Annotated in this window: 20 protein-coding genes; 11 read left to right on the top strand and 9 right to left on the bottom strand. The window is 46.8% G+C overall.

The features are described from left to right. Positions 1–333: 333 nt before the first annotated feature. From ACXHJ1_RS08825 to ACXHJ1_RS08795, 7 genes are all read right to left on the bottom strand, one after another. Positions 334–810, bottom strand: a complete 477-nt coding sequence (locus ACXHJ1_RS08825; RefSeq protein WP_016822844.1) for a glutathione peroxidase — start codon at positions 808–810, stop codon at positions 334–336. Between the two features lie 115 nt (positions 811–925). Further along, positions 926–1,819 carry an ABC transporter ATP-binding protein gene (locus ACXHJ1_RS08820; RefSeq protein ID WP_016822843.1) on the bottom strand — a complete coding sequence of 298 codons (894 nt, stop codon included), beginning with the start codon at positions 1,817–1,819 and terminating at the stop codon, positions 926–928. Positions 1,820–1,996: 177 nt separating this feature from the next. After that, positions 1,997–3,016 carry an LLM class flavin-dependent oxidoreductase gene (locus tag ACXHJ1_RS08815; protein WP_457905972.1) on the bottom strand — a complete coding sequence of 340 codons (1,020 nt, stop codon included), beginning with the start codon at positions 3,014–3,016 and terminating at the stop codon, positions 1,997–1,999. Between the two features lie 136 nt (positions 3,017–3,152). Beyond that, positions 3,153–4,298, bottom strand: a complete 1,146-nt coding sequence (locus tag ACXHJ1_RS08810; protein ID WP_016822839.1) for an AI-2E family transporter — start codon at positions 4,296–4,298, stop codon at positions 3,153–3,155. Between the two features lie 150 nt (positions 4,299–4,448). Further along, entirely contained in the window at positions 4,449–5,462 is a 1,014-nt protein-coding gene (locus ACXHJ1_RS08805; RefSeq protein ID WP_457905971.1) for an LCP family protein, read from the bottom strand. 113 nt (positions 5,463–5,575) lie between these two features. Next, on the bottom strand, positions 5,576–6,520 hold the full coding sequence (locus ACXHJ1_RS08800) for a cation diffusion facilitator family transporter (RefSeq protein ID WP_019688844.1): 945 nt from the start codon (positions 6,518–6,520) through the stop codon (positions 5,576–5,578). A gap of 204 nt (positions 6,521–6,724) precedes the next feature. Beyond that, positions 6,725–8,296 carry a DEAD/DEAH box helicase gene (locus ACXHJ1_RS08795; protein ID WP_457905970.1) on the bottom strand — a complete coding sequence of 524 codons (1,572 nt, stop codon included), beginning with the start codon at positions 8,294–8,296 and terminating at the stop codon, positions 6,725–6,727. A 323-nt stretch (positions 8,297–8,619) separates the two neighbouring features. Here ACXHJ1_RS08795 and ACXHJ1_RS08790 point away from each other — a divergent pair, with 323 nt between their 5' ends. From ACXHJ1_RS08790 to ACXHJ1_RS08760, 7 genes are read left to right on the top strand one after another with little or no spacing between them, the layout of a single operon-like run. Continuing rightward, positions 8,620–9,237: a hypothetical protein gene (locus tag ACXHJ1_RS08790; protein ID WP_457905969.1), complete on the top strand. Its 618-nt coding sequence runs from the start codon at positions 8,620–8,622 to the stop codon at positions 9,235–9,237. 39 nt (positions 9,238–9,276) lie between these two features. Continuing rightward, on the top strand, positions 9,277–9,921 hold the full coding sequence (locus ACXHJ1_RS08785; RefSeq protein WP_457905968.1) for an immunity 50 family protein: 645 nt from the start codon (positions 9,277–9,279) through the stop codon (positions 9,919–9,921). Then, positions 9,914–10,324 (top strand): hypothetical protein, encoded by a 411-nt coding sequence (locus ACXHJ1_RS08780; protein ID WP_290402552.1) that lies wholly within the window; start codon positions 9,914–9,916, stop codon positions 10,322–10,324. The genes ACXHJ1_RS08785 and ACXHJ1_RS08780 overlap by 8 nt, the downstream gene beginning before the upstream one ends. A 44-nt stretch (positions 10,325–10,368) precedes the next feature. Beyond that, positions 10,369–10,875, top strand: coding sequence for a HEAT repeat domain-containing protein (locus ACXHJ1_RS08775; protein ID WP_167437869.1), 507 nt, complete (start codon positions 10,369–10,371; stop codon positions 10,873–10,875). A gap of 29 nt (positions 10,876–10,904) precedes the next feature. Beyond that, the gene (locus ACXHJ1_RS08770) at positions 10,905–11,534 is read left to right on the top strand and encodes a hypothetical protein (RefSeq protein ID WP_457905967.1); all 630 of its coding nucleotides are present in this window, start codon (positions 10,905–10,907) and stop codon (positions 11,532–11,534) included. A gap of 28 nt (positions 11,535–11,562) precedes the next feature. Next, complete coding sequence (locus ACXHJ1_RS08765) at positions 11,563–12,123, top strand: hypothetical protein (RefSeq protein ID WP_457905966.1); 561 nt, start codon at positions 11,563–11,565, stop codon at positions 12,121–12,123. Positions 12,124–12,125: 2 nt separating this feature from the next. Next, positions 12,126–12,560, top strand: a complete 435-nt coding sequence (locus ACXHJ1_RS08760) for an immunity 26/phosphotriesterase HocA family protein (RefSeq protein WP_044786188.1) — start codon at positions 12,126–12,128, stop codon at positions 12,558–12,560. Between the two features lie 67 nt (positions 12,561–12,627). On the opposite strand, the gene ACXHJ1_RS08755 is transcribed toward ACXHJ1_RS08760, so the two are convergent. Continuing rightward, entirely contained in the window at positions 12,628–13,167 is a 540-nt protein-coding gene (locus tag ACXHJ1_RS08755) for a hypothetical protein (RefSeq protein WP_457905965.1), read from the bottom strand. Positions 13,168–13,535: 368 nt separating this feature from the next. On the opposite strand from ACXHJ1_RS08755, the gene ACXHJ1_RS08750 reads away from it, so the two are divergent. Together ACXHJ1_RS08750 and ACXHJ1_RS08745 are read left to right on the top strand one after the other, a co-directional pair. Further along, a complete protein-coding gene (locus tag ACXHJ1_RS08750; RefSeq protein WP_457905964.1) occupies positions 13,536–14,180 on the top strand; it encodes a hypothetical protein in 645 nt (214 codons plus the stop codon). A 58-nt stretch (positions 14,181–14,238) separates the two neighbouring features. After that, positions 14,239–14,373 (top strand): hypothetical protein, encoded by a 135-nt coding sequence (locus ACXHJ1_RS08745; RefSeq protein ID WP_457905963.1) that lies wholly within the window; start codon positions 14,239–14,241, stop codon positions 14,371–14,373. On the opposite strand, the gene ACXHJ1_RS08740 is transcribed toward ACXHJ1_RS08745, so the two are convergent. Further along, a complete protein-coding gene (locus ACXHJ1_RS08740; RefSeq protein WP_457905962.1) occupies positions 14,363–15,997 on the bottom strand; it encodes a DUF6138 family protein in 1,635 nt (544 codons plus the stop codon). The two genes, ACXHJ1_RS08745 and ACXHJ1_RS08740, sit on opposite strands and share 11 nt — an antisense overlap. Before the next feature lie 158 nt (positions 15,998–16,155). Between ACXHJ1_RS08740 and ACXHJ1_RS08735 the strand changes: the two genes are divergently transcribed. Beyond that, complete coding sequence (locus ACXHJ1_RS08735) at positions 16,156–16,932, top strand: SMI1/KNR4 family protein (RefSeq protein WP_457905961.1); 777 nt, start codon at positions 16,156–16,158, stop codon at positions 16,930–16,932. 17 nt (positions 16,933–16,949) lie between these two features. Further along, positions 16,950–18,365, top strand: coding sequence for an SMI1/KNR4 family protein (locus ACXHJ1_RS08730; RefSeq protein ID WP_457905960.1), 1,416 nt, complete (start codon positions 16,950–16,952; stop codon positions 18,363–18,365). The last annotated feature ends 36 nt before the right edge of the window (positions 18,366–18,401 follow it).

Here is an 18,401-nt window from a genome sequence, read left to right as displayed (position 1 = left end):
CTTATATAACTCGTTACTTCTTGTGATTTATTTCACTTCATGTGCTTATTATAGTGTGATATTTTTCACATTACAATAGCTTTTTATGATATTCACAATTTGTCCACATTTTAAAAGGCAAGGATATCTGAACTCAGCCGTTTGCTGAAATCTTTTTTGCTCCATTCAGTTTTCCCTACCTGCCTCTTGATTATGCTCCTGGAACAGACTTTCACACGATACGTCAATCTTTAGGCAAATGCGTATGTAGGGAATAAAAAAAGGTCCGTTTCCCCTAAGACAAGCGGAAATCAGACCTTGTTTACACATATACTTTGGAATTACACGAAGCTATTATAATAACTGCTCAATGGCAGTTTTCATCGCTTCTGGTGACTCCTTGGGCTCAAAGCGTCCCACAGGCACACCTTCACGATTCACAATGAATTTTGTAAAATTCCACTGAATTGTACCATCTTCCTGTTCTCCAGGCTGTTGCTTCTTCAGATATTCAAACAGAGGGGCTGTATCTGGTCCGTTCACATCCACTTTAGCGAATACCGGGAAATTAACCCCGTAATTCAATTGGCAAAATTCAGCCGCTTCCTCGCTGCTGCCCGGCTCCTGACCGCCAAACTGGTTGCAAGGGAAGCCTAAAACAACGAGTCCCCGATCCTTATATTCGTCATAAAGCTTTTGCAAATCCCCATATTGCGGGGTAAGTCCGCACTTACTAGCGGTATTCGCAATAACCAGCACTTTACCTGTGTAAGTTTCCAGAGAAACCTCCTGATTGGCTGGTGTTACGGCATTATATGAATAGACAGACATATAGCATCCTCCTTCGTGTCGCTTGGTTTAGGTTCTCAACCTATTTTACCCAAAACGTGACGGACATGCCAATATTCACAAAACCTTACCGTGATGCTGCCACTTGGCGCACCCTCTAACCTCTTGCTGCTACTTGTGGTCTAGCATCACGCCGCTCGGCAACAGAACCCACCGTTTGTTTCTCTTCTACATTCATTCCCTTTACTGCTTGGCTTACCGCAGGCTGACCAGCCAAAGCATACGGAAGACAGAGTGGTACCCCCGTACGAGGATCAGTAACAATATCCGCCTCAATCCCGAACACCTCACGCAGCACATCTGGGGTCATAACCTCCGTCGGGGCTCCTACCGCCTTCGCTTTCCCTTTTTTGATCGCAATCATATGCTGAGCATAGCGGGCTGCGTGGTTCAAGTCGTGCACGACCATAACAATGGTGCGTTCTGCCGAAGTATTCAGATACTCTAGCAGATGCAGCACTTCCAGTTGATGCGCCATATCCAAAAATGTAGTCGGCTCATCCAAAAACAATATATCCGTATCTTGTGCAAGCGCCATAGCAATCCAGGCACGCTGACGCTGCCCCCCAGAAAGCTGATCAATCGGACGATCGTGAAATTCGCTCATTCCTGTTACTTGGATGGCCCACTCTACCATTTTGCGATCGTCCGCTTTCATGGAACCAAAACCTTTTTGATAGGGAAAACGTCCGTATGATACCAGTTCCGTCACGGTCAATCCTTCCGGTGCCGTCGGATTCTGCGGCAAAATAGCCAACTGCTTGGCTACCTCCCGGGTGGATTGCTTATGAATGGATTTACCATCCAACAGAACGCTACCGCCTTTAGGATTCATGATGCGAGCCATCGTTTTCAAAATGGTCGACTTACCGGAGCCATTTGCACCCACCAACGCTGTAATTTTCCCTTGCGGTATTTCTACGTTCAGATCTTCTACTATTAATCGATCTTCATAAGCAATATCCAGATTTGCCGTTTTCAGACGAAACATTTGGAATCATCCCTTTCCCTAATCCAATATATATAATCACGGGCTTAACGCACGACATTCATCAAAACTTCATTCTATCTTTATATAATAAAGATATTGATAATCATTATCAAGTGTTAACTCACAAAAAAAGATCACAGCCCTCAAGCTGTGATCTTCTGATTCTGGCCATTCGCATTAAGCCTGTACAGAGGACAGTCCAAATGCTTCAGCCATGAGACGTATAGATTTCATTTTGGCATCGAAGTCGTGAATAATGCTCGCAACCATGATCTCCTGTGCATTATAGTCCTTGGATAATTGCTCAAGCTGACGCTTGACCTGTGCGGGTGAACCAACCACCATACGCTTGCGATTCTCACGAATGCGCATCCGGTCAAATGGCGTATACGGATACGCAAGCGCCTTTTCGACGGAAGGTGTTCCTGCGGAACGCGTTCCCTGTTCCAAAAGCACCAGGGACAAGTCCATGCTGGAAGCCAAACGATTGGCCTCCTCTTCAGTATCCGCACAGATCGCAAATACGGAGACAAGCGAACGCGGTTGGTCACTATGCTGGGAAGGCTGGAAGTTTTCCTGATATCCCTTCATAGCACCTGTGCCGCCTTCACCATTAATAAACTGCGCGAACGCAAAGCCTACGCCACGCTCGGCGGCCAGACCCGCGCTATCACCGCTGGAGCCAAGCAGCCACATTTCCGGCACAGTCTCTACGAGCGGCATCGCCTGTAGCGAACCGAAGCGATGCTGGCTGCCTGTGCTATCGTGCAAGTAGGCTAGCAGATCATCCAGCTGCTCGGGGTACAGATCAATGCCGCCCCGCATTTTCCCCTCATGCAAAGCTCTGGTAGCAATCGGCATTCCTCCGGGCGCTCGCCCCAGACCCAGATCAATGCGCCCCGGATACAATCCCTCCAGTACCCGGAAGTTTTCCGCTACTTTATAAGCGCTGTAATGGGGCAGCATCACACCGCCCGACCCTACCCGAATCGTCTGGGTACGAGCAGCCAGGTGTGAAATCAATACCTCGGGGCTGGACCCTGCAAGATTAGAGGCAGCATGATGCTCGGATACCCAAAAGCGATGATAACCCAAGCGTTCCGCCTCTATAGCAAGCTCAGCAGTCTTTTGTAATGCTTGTGCATGCGTCATGCCTTCCGATACCGGAGATTGGTCAAGAATGCTGAGTTTTATCATAAAAAGTCTGACCTTTCTATTTTGGAATAAGAATAGGCATTAAGTATAGCACGTAAAGCCACAGTTAACCAAGAGGGGCAAAATAGTAGATTTAACGCGCCCATTAGTCATGTTTACTTTTCATAGAGACTGCTTTTTACTTTACCTTATCTGCTTCATAAAGATGTGAACGCTTTTGAAAAAAACTAAACAGATGGGTCACGATGACCTTCAAGACGGCATAACCTGGAACAGCCAGTACAATCCCTACCACACCAAACAAATTGCCTGCTGTCAAAATAACAAAGATAATCGTAATCGGATGTACTCGAAGCGATTTGCCCATAATTTGTGGTGAAATAAATTTACCCTCAATAAGCTGGACAACTGTCCATACGATAACCATTTTGAGCAGCATGATCGGTGAGGTAACTATAGCTACGATTAACGCGGGTGTAATGGCAATGACAGGACCTAAGTAGGGAACCACGCTCGTAAAAGACGCAATGACCGCAAGCGTCAAAGAGTAGTCCAATCCAATAATCAGATAACCTATATATAGCAGCACTCCAATACAGAAGCTAACAATAATTTGTCCACGAATGTACGAGCTGACCTGATGATTCATTTCGGTCATGATACGATCTGTCTCTTTACGAAACATAGGTGGAAGCATTTTTAGAATCCACTGCGGCAGCTTGTGTCCATCTTTCAGCAAATAGAACAGAATGAACGGAACCGTAGCGATCGCAAGCACAGTTTCCGTAATCACACCCAAAAAGCTTCCCACACCCGTCCATGCATTATTGATAAAGCCAGATAACTTTTCAGAAGCTTTGGAGGCCAGTTCAGATGGATCTATTTGAATGGTGTTCTGGAACTGGTTCACAAAGTTACTGCCAATCAGTCGCTCAAACTGTTGTTTGACTTGCTCGGTATAAGCAGGGACATTTTGGATAAGGCCCTGTATCTGATCACGGATCACAGGTACCACCGACGTAACCACAATAGCGATAATCCCTATAATGAGCAAAAACAGAACAACAATGGAGTATACTCGCTTTACCTTATTCCGCTCCAGTACATCTACCAACGGATTGAGCAGATAGTACAATACACCGGACAAAATGACAGGGAGAATAATCGTTTTCAGCAGCACGATGACAGGGGTAAATATGTATGAAATTTTGGTAAGCACTAAGATATTCAAGCCGATCAGCAGCAGTACCAACAGGAATAACACAAACTTGTTGTTCAGAAAAAACTTCTTAAACCGGTCTTTCCATGCCGGAGTTATTTCCACATGACATTCCCCTTCTCTTTAGACAGATGAGTATACGTTCTTCATAATTACGATATATTTTTGGAACAAAATATACAAGGTTATACCCAAATAAACACAAAAGCAAACAAAGTTGTACGTTATTGTACGAACTTCGCTTGCTTTGAATGGTTATGGAGTATCATTTGTCGTGGTGGCAGCCTCCACCGTCGTAGTCACAGGTTTGTTTTCTTGATCAAAAAGATTCTGTATGAACCGCTTGAGCTTTCGTTCATCCACACCCAACACCTGTGCACCCTTGATGGTTTCCCCGCGCACCAGTTCATTTGGCGGGATTTGCTGCTTCCCTACTGTTTTAGCATCAATATTAAAACCCAATGAAGCCAACTGCAGCATTTCCGTTGTACTCAGATTCGTTTCAATATAAGGAGAAATGCTATTTAAAATACTTGGCAGTTTAATGAGCGACGAGGTCGATTGTATTTTACTGCCCAGTTCGGTAATGAATTTGCGCTGTCGCTCCGTACGTGTAAAATCCGAAGTCGCATCATGACGGAAACGTACATATTGCAAGGCTGTTTTACCGTCCATGTGCTGCATTCCCTTTTTCAAGTCAATATCAAACTGGTGTTTGTCTGCCTTGGACGTGTAATGCATATCTTTTTCGACATCCAGGTCAATACCACCTACAGAGTCAACCAGTGCAATGAAACCATTAAAATCAGTATATACATAATATTGAATCGGTATGCCCAGAAGGTCGCTCACAGTCTGTCTGGTCAAATCCGGCCCACCGTAGGAAAAGGCAGCATTCAATCGACTTTGCCCATGACCCGGGATCTTGACATACGTATCACGAAGAATCGACATAAGTGTGGCCTTTTTCGTAACCGGATCAACAGAAGCAACCATAACCGAGTCAGAACGCCCTGAATCTTCTCCACGGGAATCTCCGCCAAGCAGCAGTATATTTACTCTTTCTGTTCCATCCCATTCCGGTGGGAGTGATACCTCTACAGGTTGTACATTGGTTGAAGTTTGGGTTTGCGGTTTAAATTTCGAATCCTGTCCGGAAGCAACCGAAATTTGGTTCGTAAAATGATATATAGAATAAGCATAATATCCGCCCACTAAAAGGACTGCAGCAGTCACAGAAATACCTAGCCATTTTAAAAATTTTCGCATATTTTCGGGTAACCTCGCTTTTATTCATCATCGTTCGGCTTTTAAAAGCATACCCTTCCGGCAAGTTATCTGTCAATTCGCGTCGTATGTTCTAGGGGCGTTATTTGTATCGGTTATACCTTATCTTCAGGGTCTTTTTGTGTTGATTTTACAGCATGGAGGTCGTCTGCATACCACGGATTCAAATGGACAAGCACCTCATAAACCCGCGGCTCCTGCTTCATGACAGCCCTCTTGATCAGCCGGATAATATCGTGTCCCTGCTGAATCGTCAAAGAGGCATCCACTGAAGCTCGGATATCAACGATAATATAATGACCATGCTCACGGGCACGGATACGATCAATACGCTGAACCTCGACTACACTCAGTGCCGCTGCTGCGTAGCTTTCGATTTCCTCGGTTGCAATGGCCTTCTCCATGAGCACATCTATGGATTCGCGACCCATTTCCCACGCCAATTTCAGAACCAGCAACGCCACTACGAACCCCGCAATGGGGTCGCCGTAAGATAAAATCGGAATATCCCAATGTTCCCCGATCAGTCCTAATCCGATCCCCAAGACAGCCGCTCCCGAGGCATACACATCAGCCAGGTGATCTTTTGCCGTCGCAATGAGACCCTGACTATTGGCCGCTCTGCCAATACGAATCGTGTAGATATACAGCCACTGTTTCCAGAGCAAGGAAATAATGGCGGCCACCAATGCCAGTATATGCTCCTGTGGCATCGGTTCGAACAGTGCGGCAATGGAATGATAGCCGATAAATATGCCTGCCCCGAACAGTATGACCGCCACCACACTAGCACCAATTACTTCTGCCTTGCCATGACCATAAGGATGATCCTCATCCGGCGGCTGGCTGGATATTCTCATCGCTCCCAGTGCCGTTGCAGAAGCAATGACGTCCCCGGCATTATGCACACCATCGGCCACCAGCACCTTACTGTTGAACATGAGTCCTGCGATTATTTTGATGCCGGTTAAGAGGATGTTGCTGATCAGGCTGATCCATGCTGAGACCATGGCACGCTTGCCCATATCCTGTTCCTGCATGATGTATAACCCCTCCAAATTATCTTTTAAAAAATGTCCTGCCCGCTATTCGGTTATCTCAGGGCATCTTTGGTTGCTCTTTATCTTATGATGCTGTTCTTACAGCGGCATATATGAAGATTACAATAGCCCCGGAAGATGAGCCTCCCCGGGGCTATTATGATAACCATAGTGGAGCATTCTATGAGAATACCCCCATTTTATCTATCTGGACCGACCGCGTCGGCCTCCTTGACCTTGACCACCACGCGGACCGCCTTTGGCTTGTCCACCGCGTCCACCTTGGCCTCCGCGTGCGGAACCGCCGCTGCTACGGTCATATCCGCTACGTCCGCTGCTTTGGCCTGCCGAACGACCTTGGCCTCCGCGTGCGGAACCGCCGCTGCTACGGTCATATCCGCTACGTCCGCTGCTTTGGCCCGCCGAGCGGCCTTGACCTTCGCGTACAGAACGGCCGCTACTGCGGTCATATCCGCCACGTTCACTGCTACTGCGGTTGGAGCGACGCTCGCCGCTTGCACCGTCACGACGCCCCGCCTGTTCGCGGCCGCTGCGGCGTCCGCCGCCAGCATCGTTGCCGCCAAAGGAACGGCGGTCGTTTCTGCCTGAGCGGTCATTTCTACCCTGCCGCTCAGGCGTATCGGGAGCAGGTCTACGCTGCCCGCCGCCCTCACTGCTGGTGAATGTGACACCAGCAACTCTTTGGATGTTCCGAAGCTCAGGAACATCCCTTGGCGTGGCGAGCGTCACCGCAACGCCTTTGCCTCCGGCACGACCGGTACGTCCGATGCGGTGGATGTAGCTTTCGGCATCCTGCGGCATGTCATAGTTGAAGACATGCGTGACGCCTTCTACATCGAGGCCGCGTGCGGCTACATCTGTCGCTACGAGCAATTGAAGTTTCGCTTCACGGAACGCCTTCATCACTTGCTCCCGCTTGTTCTGGGACAAGTCCCCATGCAGCTCACCGCTCTCGAACCCCATCTCCTGGAGTTCTTCATTCAGTTTGGAAGCCCGGCGCTTGGTACGGCAGAAAATAACAGCCAGATACGGACGATCCGTATTCAGCATATCTACCAATGCCTGTTGCTTACCACGGTCTGTTGTTTGCACAACGACCTGACGGATTTGGCTCACGGGAACGGAAGAAGCCGATTTCACTTTGACATCAACGGGTTCGTTCATATAGACACGAGCCAGCTTGCGAATACCAGCTGGCATCGTAGCGGAAAACAGCATGGTTTGTCTCCGGTAAGGAACCTCCTGAAGAATCGTTTCCACATCGTTCAAGAAGCCCATGTGTAACATTTGGTCAGCCTCATCCAGGACCAGCATTTTAATGCCGCCTAAATCAAGCGTGCCACGTCTCAGGTGATCCAATAGTCGCCCAGGTGTACCAATAATCAGTTGTGCGCCACCTTTTAGTTTACGAAGCTGACGCTCCACGTCCTGTCCTCCGTAAACAGCTAGCAGAGATAAACTCGGTTCCGCAGCAGCCAAGCATTTTGCTTCCTCTGTAATCTGGAGCGCCAATTCACGCGTAGGTGCAATCACGAGCGCCTGCGGATGCCGCTTGTCCAAATTCAGCTTTTGTAGAATCGGCAGTAAAAACGCAAGCGTCTTCCCCGTGCCCGTATGTGCCTCGGCAATCACATCCTGACCTTCCATCAACAGTGGAATGGACTCCTGTTGTACAGGTGTTGGCGCTGAGATGCCTTGCTCTTTCAAGGCTTCTACCCAATGTTGCTCCACGCCTAATGCTGTAAAATTCTTCAAGTTGTATTCACTTCCCTTATCTGTATTCAATATGTGTCACGTAAAATAGGTTCATGTGCCATATGACATCTATCGTTCCATAGTTCAGAATTCCCATTTTTGTATCGGTTCTCATTCTCCCCTTTTCAGGAAGGGAGCATATCCGTTATCGTTGAATCTGTTCATGTAACTCAACATACGGCCGCAAGGCGGCTCAGGCCGTTCCATATATGACTTTCCTAGTATACGCGAAGTTGAACTGGTTTCCAAACGATTTTAACGAATCCCGCAAAAGGTGAATTCAATCACCATGTCATATATTATGGTAGGATAATTGGTAATTCATGAATAAAGGGTGGATGCTTGTGGTTAACAACCTGCATTATAATTTCATAATGACAGGCTCCTTATCGGAGAAACACACTTTGTTTGCCGAAGACTGCTTTACTAACCTGTTCGATTGTTTTGAAACGCTCCTGAACATATCAGGAATCCGTAACACCCGTGTGTCTATCTATCAATCCAAGAAAGCCAAACACGGCAAGATCCGCTGGGACAAGCAGGAGCTGCTCCGCATTGTAACCGATGATGAAATGACTCCTTTGATGCTGGTTATAGAGGCTCCTAGTATCAAATCGTCCTATAACAAAGGGACGACGCCGGAAGTGTACATTCTTTTGTCCAATGACACCATGTCCCGATCTTCCAACAATTGCGGCATACTCGTTTCGATCCGTCAGGACGTTTATGAACATATCGACCAAACAATCGTCGAAGACGTTATGATGAAGCTGAGCCAGTGGTTGAAGGCAGACAAGTTGTTACACAGCTCGCGTAACTTTTATGCTGGCAGTAAAGCAAGGGCTATTATGGATATTCTCCCATTTATGCTCGAAAAGGATACCCCGGATATGAAGTATGTTTTTCAATCGTGGACTCCGTACCCTTTACGTCACACTTAAACTATCCGTCATCCCATTAATCCTAGGAGGCTGCAATTTATGCAAATTCAAGTTCACAAGGTTGAAAAAAAAGGAAACGAATATCTCATTCATTATCAAGCCGGAAGAGCACTGCCGTTCGTTCCGCATGATGTTGTCCTGATCCATGGCAAACAGTATTTTATTGGTACGATGTTGAAGGTAGAGTCGGAACAGGCCCTTATCCGTATCAATCCAGAATATGAAGACCAACTGACAGGGTCCATCGGACTGGAACTCGCTTTCTCTCCAACCGTTTCTATTCAAGGTGCAGACAGCATTATCGAAAAGCTCGGCTATTTTCCACCTTTTCACTATGACCGAATCACGGCTGCCAACATGACGAAAGACCAGATTACACTGACGATTGAGCTATCTCCCGCTAGTGTGCTGGTTCCTAAATCACCGGATCTGGAGCCTTCGGCTGAGGCACCTGTGATCCCTGAAGCTCCAGTCCAGGACATTCCACGCTATGCAGTGACTTTTACATTTCTGGAAACCAAAGAGCATGTATTAACTCCTGTAGAAACAGAAAATATTATCTTGCAGCTTGATTTCCGCTATGAAGAAGCAGACATGGTCGTTGATATCGATGCCTTGTCGGGACTGTCAGGTAGCTTTCTGTGCAGAGGTATCCGTGCAGAGATTACGGAACTTCATGAATAAACAAGAAGCCCGTGAGCTGTTGCGCTGTCATTCTTTTATTCACGATGATTTGGAGCATCCCAAAATGCAAAGCGGATTTCTAGGGATGCTTCGTCCCTTTCAAGGCGAACTGATCGAGGATAATTTTCATGAGCTCATGACTATCATTGAGGTTCTGGCAGATGAGTTGGAGAAACCGTCCGTAGAACGAGAGCTTATATCCGCTCTGTGGGGAATTTGCCAATATACACGGGCATGGGCGTTGTATCCTGATGGTATGCTGCAGCGAAACAACCTGCTGACCGTAGAGCAGATTAGTACCCTTGGCGATTGGATTGATACAATCTCCTATGCGATTATGGTGCTGCTGGAGGGGGGCGGAACGGAAGAGGCTTTATCGAACTACAGACATAAGAGTAGGTAATACACAATGCCAAAAGTAATCTGGCTAAGAAATAAGGAGGGTATATGTCCATACAAACCGATGATGAGGGAAAGACATTTTTATCTATTTTCCCTACACTATCGTATGAAGATCGATTGGTATCACTACGCGAATTAACAGCGATCCCCCAGCCTGTGGAGGACACCACCGCATTACTTTTGCAGCTTGCGCAGCAATCATCCGAGGAGGATCTGCTTCGTATAGAAGCGCTGAAGGTCATCGGACTATATGCAGATCAGAGCCAGCAGCCGATGATCATGCGAGGAATTCGCGAGCTGCTGTGCAAGCCTGATGAAGATGATGATGTGCAAAACGCAGCTTTACAAACTTTGGCATGGATGCCTTGTTCAGAAGCAGAGCTACGTTTAGCTTTGGACATAATCTGCAGTGATACATATATCTTAGTCAAGGGGGCCGCTTTTGCACTGCTCCGCGCACATAAAGCCCACCCTTTTGCACAACATGCGCTGAAGCAATTATTGCAACATGAGGAATTCGGCGCATCTGCCCAACGAGAGCTGTCCACATAATCGACAACCAAAGGAGAATTACTCTACTCATGCGTGTAAGAATATTTATATTCATATTGATTATCGGAATTATATGTGTGCCTGCGTATTTCATTATGAGCAGCTTTGGGTTATTCCAAAATGAAAAGGTGCTCGTACATTATAAGGTTGCCGTTGAGGTAAAGGGTAAAAAGTATGATACCTGGCCTTTAATCAGCAGCTATACCGCGATCGATAAAAAAGGGGATCATCGTCAGCTCTACTATCAAGCAGAGGGCTCAGGCATAGAATACCTATTTCAACTCGCATATGGACAATATGAACTCAGACCCTCCAAGGATAATCCTTTTCTGGACGGGGGAATCCACTACACCATGGACCATCCCGATTATGTGCGTGAGGAAAAACAGTATGAGAACGCCAACGACTATACGGAGTTAACCCATTATTACAATCAACAAGAGCAGGTTATTTATACTTACAATCCTGAAGCCAAGCTCGACCAAACCTATGTTCGCTCCATCATCACCGCTGGGATGACTCGCACCACTGGTAATTCAAGCCGTGCGGTAAAGGATAACTATATCAATATCAGTAAGCTGTTTAAGGACAAGCTGGGAGTGAACGTGAAGGTAGATGTTGACGAGGACAACAAAATCGTGACCCTGTCCATGTCATAATGAACGAAAAGAAAGGAAGGCGCTACGGATGACAGAAACACATCATGTTAAATTAGGACCCGCTTATTTGGATGGTTGGGTTGTACCCGAAAACCCGGAGGCATGGGTCGAGCAGGAATGGACAGGTAAGCTCCGTTCACAGGCCGGAAATACGAAATTCCACATTTTTTATTATGGAGAGTTCATGGACGAGCTGATCGCTGTAACGGAGTTTGCACCCCAGCTCATTATTGCAGAAGATGCAGTCACAGGTGAGCAGATCGTGATTTTTGATGGAACCCGCCATGGTTACGATGCACTGCTGTGTGAAGTATATACGGAAGAACAGCAGAACAATCGCACTCCCCTGCTACCTTATCTGGACGATGATGGTGAAGATACCTTTGGGGTGACCGTGACTGCTTTTTATAATGTTGATTGGGATGACGAGTTTGCGGATGATGTGGATGAGAACGGGCAGCTGGAGTTGATCAGCGGCGAACGATGTGATTTTGAAGAGGTAAAGCGAAATGGCTTTGATGCGATCAGCATTACGATTACCAGCGCTAAAGGCTTAAAAACAGAGATCATTCAGGAAGAGCTGGCCTGACGATGGTATTGAAAAGAATCAAACATCAGGAAGGCGACATTTTTGTTATCCCCATGCATGACGGCCGCTTTGCGGTATGTCAGGTGATCTGCGCGCTGTATGGTCGATTCAAAAAAGCATTCTCCTTTGGTGTTATATCCATAGGTCAGAATCAAGCGTACGAGGGTGAAACCACATATCTTCCGTTCACCAATCACCGTGGCCGATTCGAAGTTATTTTCACAGCCACCCAAAATCTGGCGAAGGGAGTATGGCCCATTATCGATCATCGTCCTCTAACCGAGGAACAACAGCAGCTAAAGTATTTTAATTGTGCGGGCCATCTGTATTGCGGGGATGAATATATACGCAATCTGGAACTGGAAGAATATAATCAATATACTGTAATGGGCGTGGCTGGATATGAGCTAGTACAGCAATATTTAGCCCAAACATAAAAGCTAGAAGAATAGCAACGCAAAGAGCCACCTTAGACTTCGAAAACTAGGGTGGCTCTTTAACGATCTAAAAGGGTTCAAATGTATAAGGGAATGGTGTACGATGTGTTCCCAAAACCGACTTTACACGCTCCCCATCCAGCAGTGTTTCGACGAATCTATACAAATCCGGGGCTGCATACCGAAAGTTGCCCCACGTGCGCAGATTTAAAGCATAAATCGGGAATTCCCCCCGTTCATCAGGCGATTGAACATCCCAGATCAGCAGGTCATCCTCTCCACTGGAAGCGAAGGGAACAGCATGCTCCAATAATTCCGGGAAACCGTCTGGCTCCAGCGCCGCTTCTTGTAAAACCTCTTCCGATTCCAGTACATCATCAAACCAGGCTCGCCAGTCATGGTAACGACGAAGCCATGAATCCGGGTGATCACCGAGAGGAATATGAATGTTCCATAAGCTGCATAATCGTCCGTAGCCAAGAGTTTTGACGTAATCTATATAGGAAGGCGGAAAGCCTCGACCGTTTTCAAAACGATGCTCTATAAGAAATTCCTTATCATAGTAGCCCTGGAATTGCGGACGCTGCAAACCTGTAAAAATGCTCATATACCCATTCTCCTTTGCACTACGTAATCCTATTCCCACGCTTCGGCACATTGAAAAGGCCTTTTTCAAGTGTTAAAATGGGAATAAGATGTATATTCTAAAAAAGAGTGAAGATGCGTCAACATCCCCACTCTTTGGCAACAGCCGCTTTTAAGGGCGGTGGCTGCAAGTTTACGGTACATGAAATAGACCGGTTCCTACCACGGGCGGTCTATTTCTTTTTATGGAAGGAAAGAATCAGGACCCTCACCTCCTACACAGGAGACTAGCCGACCGCCCATCTAAGCCATTCTGTTGTTAAGGAATATTATAACATATGATATATAAAAAGTACGTTTTTACGCTCTTTCCGAAAAGGAGGAACGAACATGGAGCAAAAACGCTTCAAAGATGAATATGGATATAAATATGACTTTTCCGCCGTGATCTGGAGGGGAGAACAGGTAGTTGTCCACTGCCCTCGCTGTCAGGGTCAAGCTTCTATTTCCAAATCAAAGGAAGACTGTTATTACGTTGTTCGTTGCTCTCATTGTTACTACACATTTCAGCAGCCAGAATCGTATAAATTCTATGCACGCGGCGTATGCAGCCACTGTGAGCGGTATTTTAATATCGAAATTCATGATGACCGAACGGTTACTCACAAAAATACAAATATACACTGTCCGCATTGCGAGACACGTAATCAGGTTCCGGTGCATCGTATGCAGTCACGTGAATGGCATACGGACGTGATCCAAAATGGGAAAGATCCTATTTTCCAGCTCCAGCTGTACTTCCTTGATTACTATCGGGGGAAACCAGTCTGGGCTCTTAACCGGATACACCTGAATTACCTGCTCTCCTATATCTCTGCCGAGTTGCGAGAAAAACCCTCATCCGGTATGATGCGTACGGCTTCCCATTCCATTCCCAAATACATTAAGGATGCTAAAAATCGCCAGGCCATTTTAAAAATATTACAAAAGCTACAGCATAAACAAGCGTCTAAGGGAGAGCATTACCAAACATGAGTATACAAACTTTTGACAGCCTAGAAGCACTGATCTAGGCCGTTTCCCAGACCATCACGTGCAATCTTGGCTGGAAATGGCGACTGTACAGGATGTTATTGAAGTGCTACGCCGCAGTGGAAGCGAGCCAGATATTCAACACATTGCGCAGGGACTGCGATATGATCAAGAATACGATGCTTTTATGGAATAAGCGGCTCCAGTAACTCTTTTACCTCAGGGACAGCCTGCTTCAGGCTGTTTTTTAGTTTCTTCGCGCCACCCCATATACGATAAACGAGCATCTCTTGTTCGTAGTCTTCCAGTTGTAGAAGCACATCTACTAACGCCTGTGCCTGCTCCACACTTTCAATGCCAGCCGATTTTAGTGGTTTGGCGGAATCATTACCTGCCAAAAGAATCCTCGCCCAAACGGGGATCGTATCCGGTGTCAGTCCATGCGCCTCAGCAAATACAGCAGCGTAACCGTCCTGTACCGACTGATGCTCACTGTCTACCAGCTTCATATAACGATTCACCAGCGAAAAATACTCCGTTCCTTTAAGTCCTAATCCCATCACCGCATAGGTTCCTGGCATCGCCGACTTCTCCCCCGGCTCTACATCGTTGTACCACTTGAATTCTTCCATCACGGTCTCGGCATATTCCGCCAGCAACGGAAGCAGCGAAGGGTATTCAAGTGCATTGGCAAAGAAACGATGTAATGCAGATTTGGCCAACTTGGGTACGGGTAGATAGTTTTTCACTTTGCTTTTAAACTTCATCCCATATTCCTTAGTAAAGCCTTTCCGTAATATATCACATAGATATATGAGTGCTTCTCTGTAGCTCTCTTCTTCCTCAGAACGAATCTGAACCTCTAGTGTTTGCAAAATATCATTCGCTTGGCAGGTGACACGCTCGCTTGTATATGACGCTGGAATGCTGCCTGATCCGCTCTTAAGCCACTGAACAGCCTGCTCTGAGCCCAGTTGTGCAGCAATCTCCAAATACTTCTGCCGTGCATCGGCATCGGTCAGACCCACTCGCATCGCGGTCAGCAGGAACATCTCCATAACCGGGGCGGGAATATCTGAAGGAAGAATATCGGGTCTCACCGTATAATCAAGCCCGTACCTTTTTTCCTGATCTGTATACTTAGCCAAAAATTCATCTTCAGCCCAATGCATTAAGCCTCTGCTCAGCTGATGCCTCCATGCTTCTTCTCGCTTGCGGCTGACCTGCGCTTTTGCATCCATTCGATTCAGCAGTTCATTCACCCGCTGGGCGTCTACAGGGTACAAATGAGGATCAAGCAAGTGCCTTATTAAGAAAAAATCGTCCTCTTCCTTTGGCATAGCTCTACTGGCAGGATTGAGCTTCTGCTCCACAAACTGTTCAATAGAGGCTAACAGGTGCTGCCGCTTATCTTCGTTCAGCAGCGAGAATGTAAAATGACTGGCCTTATTCTCCAAGACCACCTCCAAATGAAATTCCAGCCGATAACGAAAAAACATAGGACCAAATTCTTCCGAATTATACAGAGCCGCTATCCGTTCTTTGAACACTGGCATCCATTCATCCTGCACCTGCTGGAGCGTCACTTCCTCCGTAAAACCAGGAATTTTTGTGTCTGGTCTACGATGATCCCAATCAAACGGTTCGTAGGTATCCACCCATACCCCATCTCTCTTACAGGTAACTTTTAAGTATTCATGAATCCCTTCGTGAAGGACGCTTTTGTTCTTGAATTCCGCGATGCGCTTTTGCTCAGAAGCGTATCTCTGGTCAATCTCTTCAAAAATTGGATCTATGTAGGCCTGTACCCCCGATGTCATACGATGTGTTCCCCTTTCGTACCCTCACAAATTGTAGTTCTTACATAATTGAGATAGACTAATATTTAACTATTTTATTTCCTGATTATAGCATATCTCTCATTTACATTTGGGCTCCATCCCTATAGATAGAGTGCCGGAAAGCAGGTGTATTCTTCATGTATTGGGTTTCCACACGACACACGCCAGTGGCTGCCGATGAAATGACAAATTTCGAACATACCCATGGCATAACTTTACCAACTCCCTATGCTTCATTTCTCACCCAATACGGGCCAGGCACCTATTGCGGCCTGCTGGTGATTGAACCGCCTGATCCTCAACTTTTGCAATCCTATGCAGATTACGAACTGTGGACGCATGATGATAACTGTCCGATCACCGCGCAACAGCTGGGCGAGTGCGTGGTCATCGGCAGCTCCATAGATGGTGATTTTCTAGCGGTGCATCCTCAGGTCGAAGGCTTGCTTTGGCTACCGCGACATTCGAAAGTCATTACTATGAAGCCATTAGATGTTCAAACCCCATTTACAGATACGCTGGAGCATATACTACGGGATGAATTCGGAAAAACAGAGCCATTCCCCCGTTATTTCGAACCTGTCAGTCTGGACAGAACCGCGACATTCCTACTATTTAATCCCCCGGATACGGCAAAAGCTTACGATCCAGCCAATCCGAATGATCAAATTCCGGAAATAGCTCCGGCATCTATACAAGTATTGGCTCAGCGGTTTAAACAGCATTTTGACACAAACCTATGGATCGAAAACGAGCATACCTGCATGGCTTTTTTCCAGCTTCTTGGCGGATATGTGCGCTTCAACTATGCATATGGACGCGAAGTGGCGATCATTTATGAACCCAAGGCGATAGCACTTCATGATGAAATTCTATCATTCTTGCAAAAAGAGCATTGCCGAGTTGTAGAGTAAGAGGAGGACGAATACGAATGACAGTACATTTTGCATATACCTTAGAAAAGCTGGGAGAAATCGCTGATCGTCTGAGACAAGGTGGAATGCCTGACGTGGCATACCAATGCACGAAGGGGATTACCGAAGAGGAACTGACTGTGCTGGAGGAACGGCTCCAGATCACTTTGCCTGCCTCCCTGTCTGAATTATTAAAGCGGTGTGGCAGCTTACATCTGCTATGGTGCCTCCCTCAACACTGTGTTGTAGTCGATGAATCAGAGTATTCATATGAAGGCAGCCATGACCTTGAACAAGAACCGACTAACCTTGACGATATTACAGGAGAATTTGGCTGGAATTATGAGGATATTGGCTATTTTACATCCTATGGAGAAGATACCGACTCAGCAGCGGACGAACAACGATATCTTATTTTGAACTATAACGGTGCTGGTGATCCGATCCTGCTTGATAGAGCGACATCCGCAACAGAGCCAGCAGTGTTCTGTTATGAGCATGAGTTGGACCAGTTCACGCTGCTTGCAGAAAGTCTACCTACCTATATAGAAACCATGCTTACCTTGCACGGACTATGGCTGTGGGACTGGTCTAACGTGTTAGACGAGCATGGTATTCAGCTAAATAGCCCGTCGCTGCAGCTGTGGCAACGCTGGTTGGATATGTTCTGCACGATGAAACTGGAGGATGCCCGGTCGTTGGATACACTGATCCACTACACCACCATGCATGGCGTAGATCATCCTGCTGTACTGCAGGCTTTCCAGGCCTATGATCCAAAGGATATTTTTCTTGCCTGGGAGCAGCGCATTCAGTGTAACCCAGCCCAATTCGCTACATGGGCATTTTTCGTTGGGGAGACCGCAGGTATTGGGGCTGCTGATTGGGTTCGCTCCTTATGGGAGCCGGACACGGATACCGCGCAAGCATGGAGACCTCCCGCTTCAAATAACACACATGCTAGGGCCGCATTTATCTCGACACGTGCCTATCTATCCGCCCGCTGCCTGCCCGAGCAGGAAGGGCTTACAAAAGTTTACAATGATCTGATACAGCATAGGGCGAAGGATGGCAAATTAGAAGGATACACCGTTAGCGGTCAGTTACAGCATTTTCATTCCCCCCAGGTCATTGACTGGATGCGAGATAAGGTCAATCATCCGGTTGATGGCTGGGCAGTACTTTTCGCCTACTCACGTCCTACAGATGAGCAGGTGATTGAGTGGCTATCCGGTAGCGAGCTTCATCAGAAAATTGCAACCGAGGCGCTGAATATCATGATTCAGCGCGATCTTCTGCCCACTCTAGAAGCAGACGCTTGGGCTAGCATCTCAAATCTGCTTCATGCTTCTTTACAGCTCGTGATGCTCAAAAAAGATAAACGTCGCATTGAAGCCGTGCTTGAGCAGCTTTCACATTTGGAACTTCGTTGACACTGGAATCGACGTATGCAGACTTGCATACACAGG

It is taken from the genome of Paenibacillus sp. ALE2 (assembly GCF_054113385.1).
This window is presented reverse-complemented; position numbering and strand designations above follow the sequence as displayed.

Excerpts from the sequence above, each read along its gene's own strand:
- ACXHJ1_RS08790 (WP_457905969.1), top strand. The coding sequence starts at position 8,620 with ATGAATAAAGGGTGGATGCTTGTGGTTAACAACCTGCATTATAATTTC.
- ACXHJ1_RS08755 (WP_457905965.1), bottom strand. The coding sequence starts at position 13,167 with ATGAGCATTTTTACAGGTTTGCAGCGTCCGCAATTCCAGGGCTACTAT.
- ACXHJ1_RS08775 (WP_167437869.1), top strand. The coding sequence starts at position 10,369 with ATGTCCATACAAACCGATGATGAGGGAAAGACATTTTTATCTATTTTC.
- ACXHJ1_RS08750 (WP_457905964.1), top strand. The coding sequence starts at position 13,536 with ATGGAGCAAAAACGCTTCAAAGATGAATATGGATATAAATATGACTTT.
- ACXHJ1_RS08785 (WP_457905968.1), top strand. The coding sequence starts at position 9,277 with ATGCAAATTCAAGTTCACAAGGTTGAAAAAAAAGGAAACGAATATCTC.
- ACXHJ1_RS08825 (WP_016822844.1), bottom strand. The coding sequence starts at position 810 with ATGTCTGTCTATTCATATAATGCCGTAACACCAGCCAATCAGGAGGTT.
- ACXHJ1_RS08780 (WP_290402552.1), top strand. The coding sequence starts at position 9,914 with ATGAATAAACAAGAAGCCCGTGAGCTGTTGCGCTGTCATTCTTTTATT.
- ACXHJ1_RS08730 (WP_457905960.1), top strand. The coding sequence starts at position 16,950 with ATGACAGTACATTTTGCATATACCTTAGAAAAGCTGGGAGAAATCGCT.
- ACXHJ1_RS08740 (WP_457905962.1), bottom strand. The coding sequence starts at position 15,997 with ATGACATCGGGGGTACAGGCCTACATAGATCCAATTTTTGAAGAGATT.
- ACXHJ1_RS08760 (WP_044786188.1), top strand. The coding sequence starts at position 12,126 with ATGGTATTGAAAAGAATCAAACATCAGGAAGGCGACATTTTTGTTATC.
- ACXHJ1_RS08800 (WP_019688844.1), bottom strand. The coding sequence starts at position 6,520 with ATGCAGGAACAGGATATGGGCAAGCGTGCCATGGTCTCAGCATGGATC.
- ACXHJ1_RS08820 (WP_016822843.1), bottom strand. The coding sequence starts at position 1,819 with ATGTTTCGTCTGAAAACGGCAAATCTGGATATTGCTTATGAAGATCGA.
- ACXHJ1_RS08805 (WP_457905971.1), bottom strand. The coding sequence starts at position 5,462 with ATGCGAAAATTTTTAAAATGGCTAGGTATTTCTGTGACTGCTGCAGTC.
- ACXHJ1_RS08765 (WP_457905966.1), top strand. The coding sequence starts at position 11,563 with ATGACAGAAACACATCATGTTAAATTAGGACCCGCTTATTTGGATGGT.
- ACXHJ1_RS08735 (WP_457905961.1), top strand. The coding sequence starts at position 16,156 with ATGTATTGGGTTTCCACACGACACACGCCAGTGGCTGCCGATGAAATG.
- ACXHJ1_RS08815 (WP_457905972.1), bottom strand. The coding sequence starts at position 3,016 with ATGATAAAACTCAGCATTCTTGACCAATCTCCGGTATCGGAAGGCATG.
- ACXHJ1_RS08770 (WP_457905967.1), top strand. The coding sequence starts at position 10,905 with ATGCGTGTAAGAATATTTATATTCATATTGATTATCGGAATTATATGT.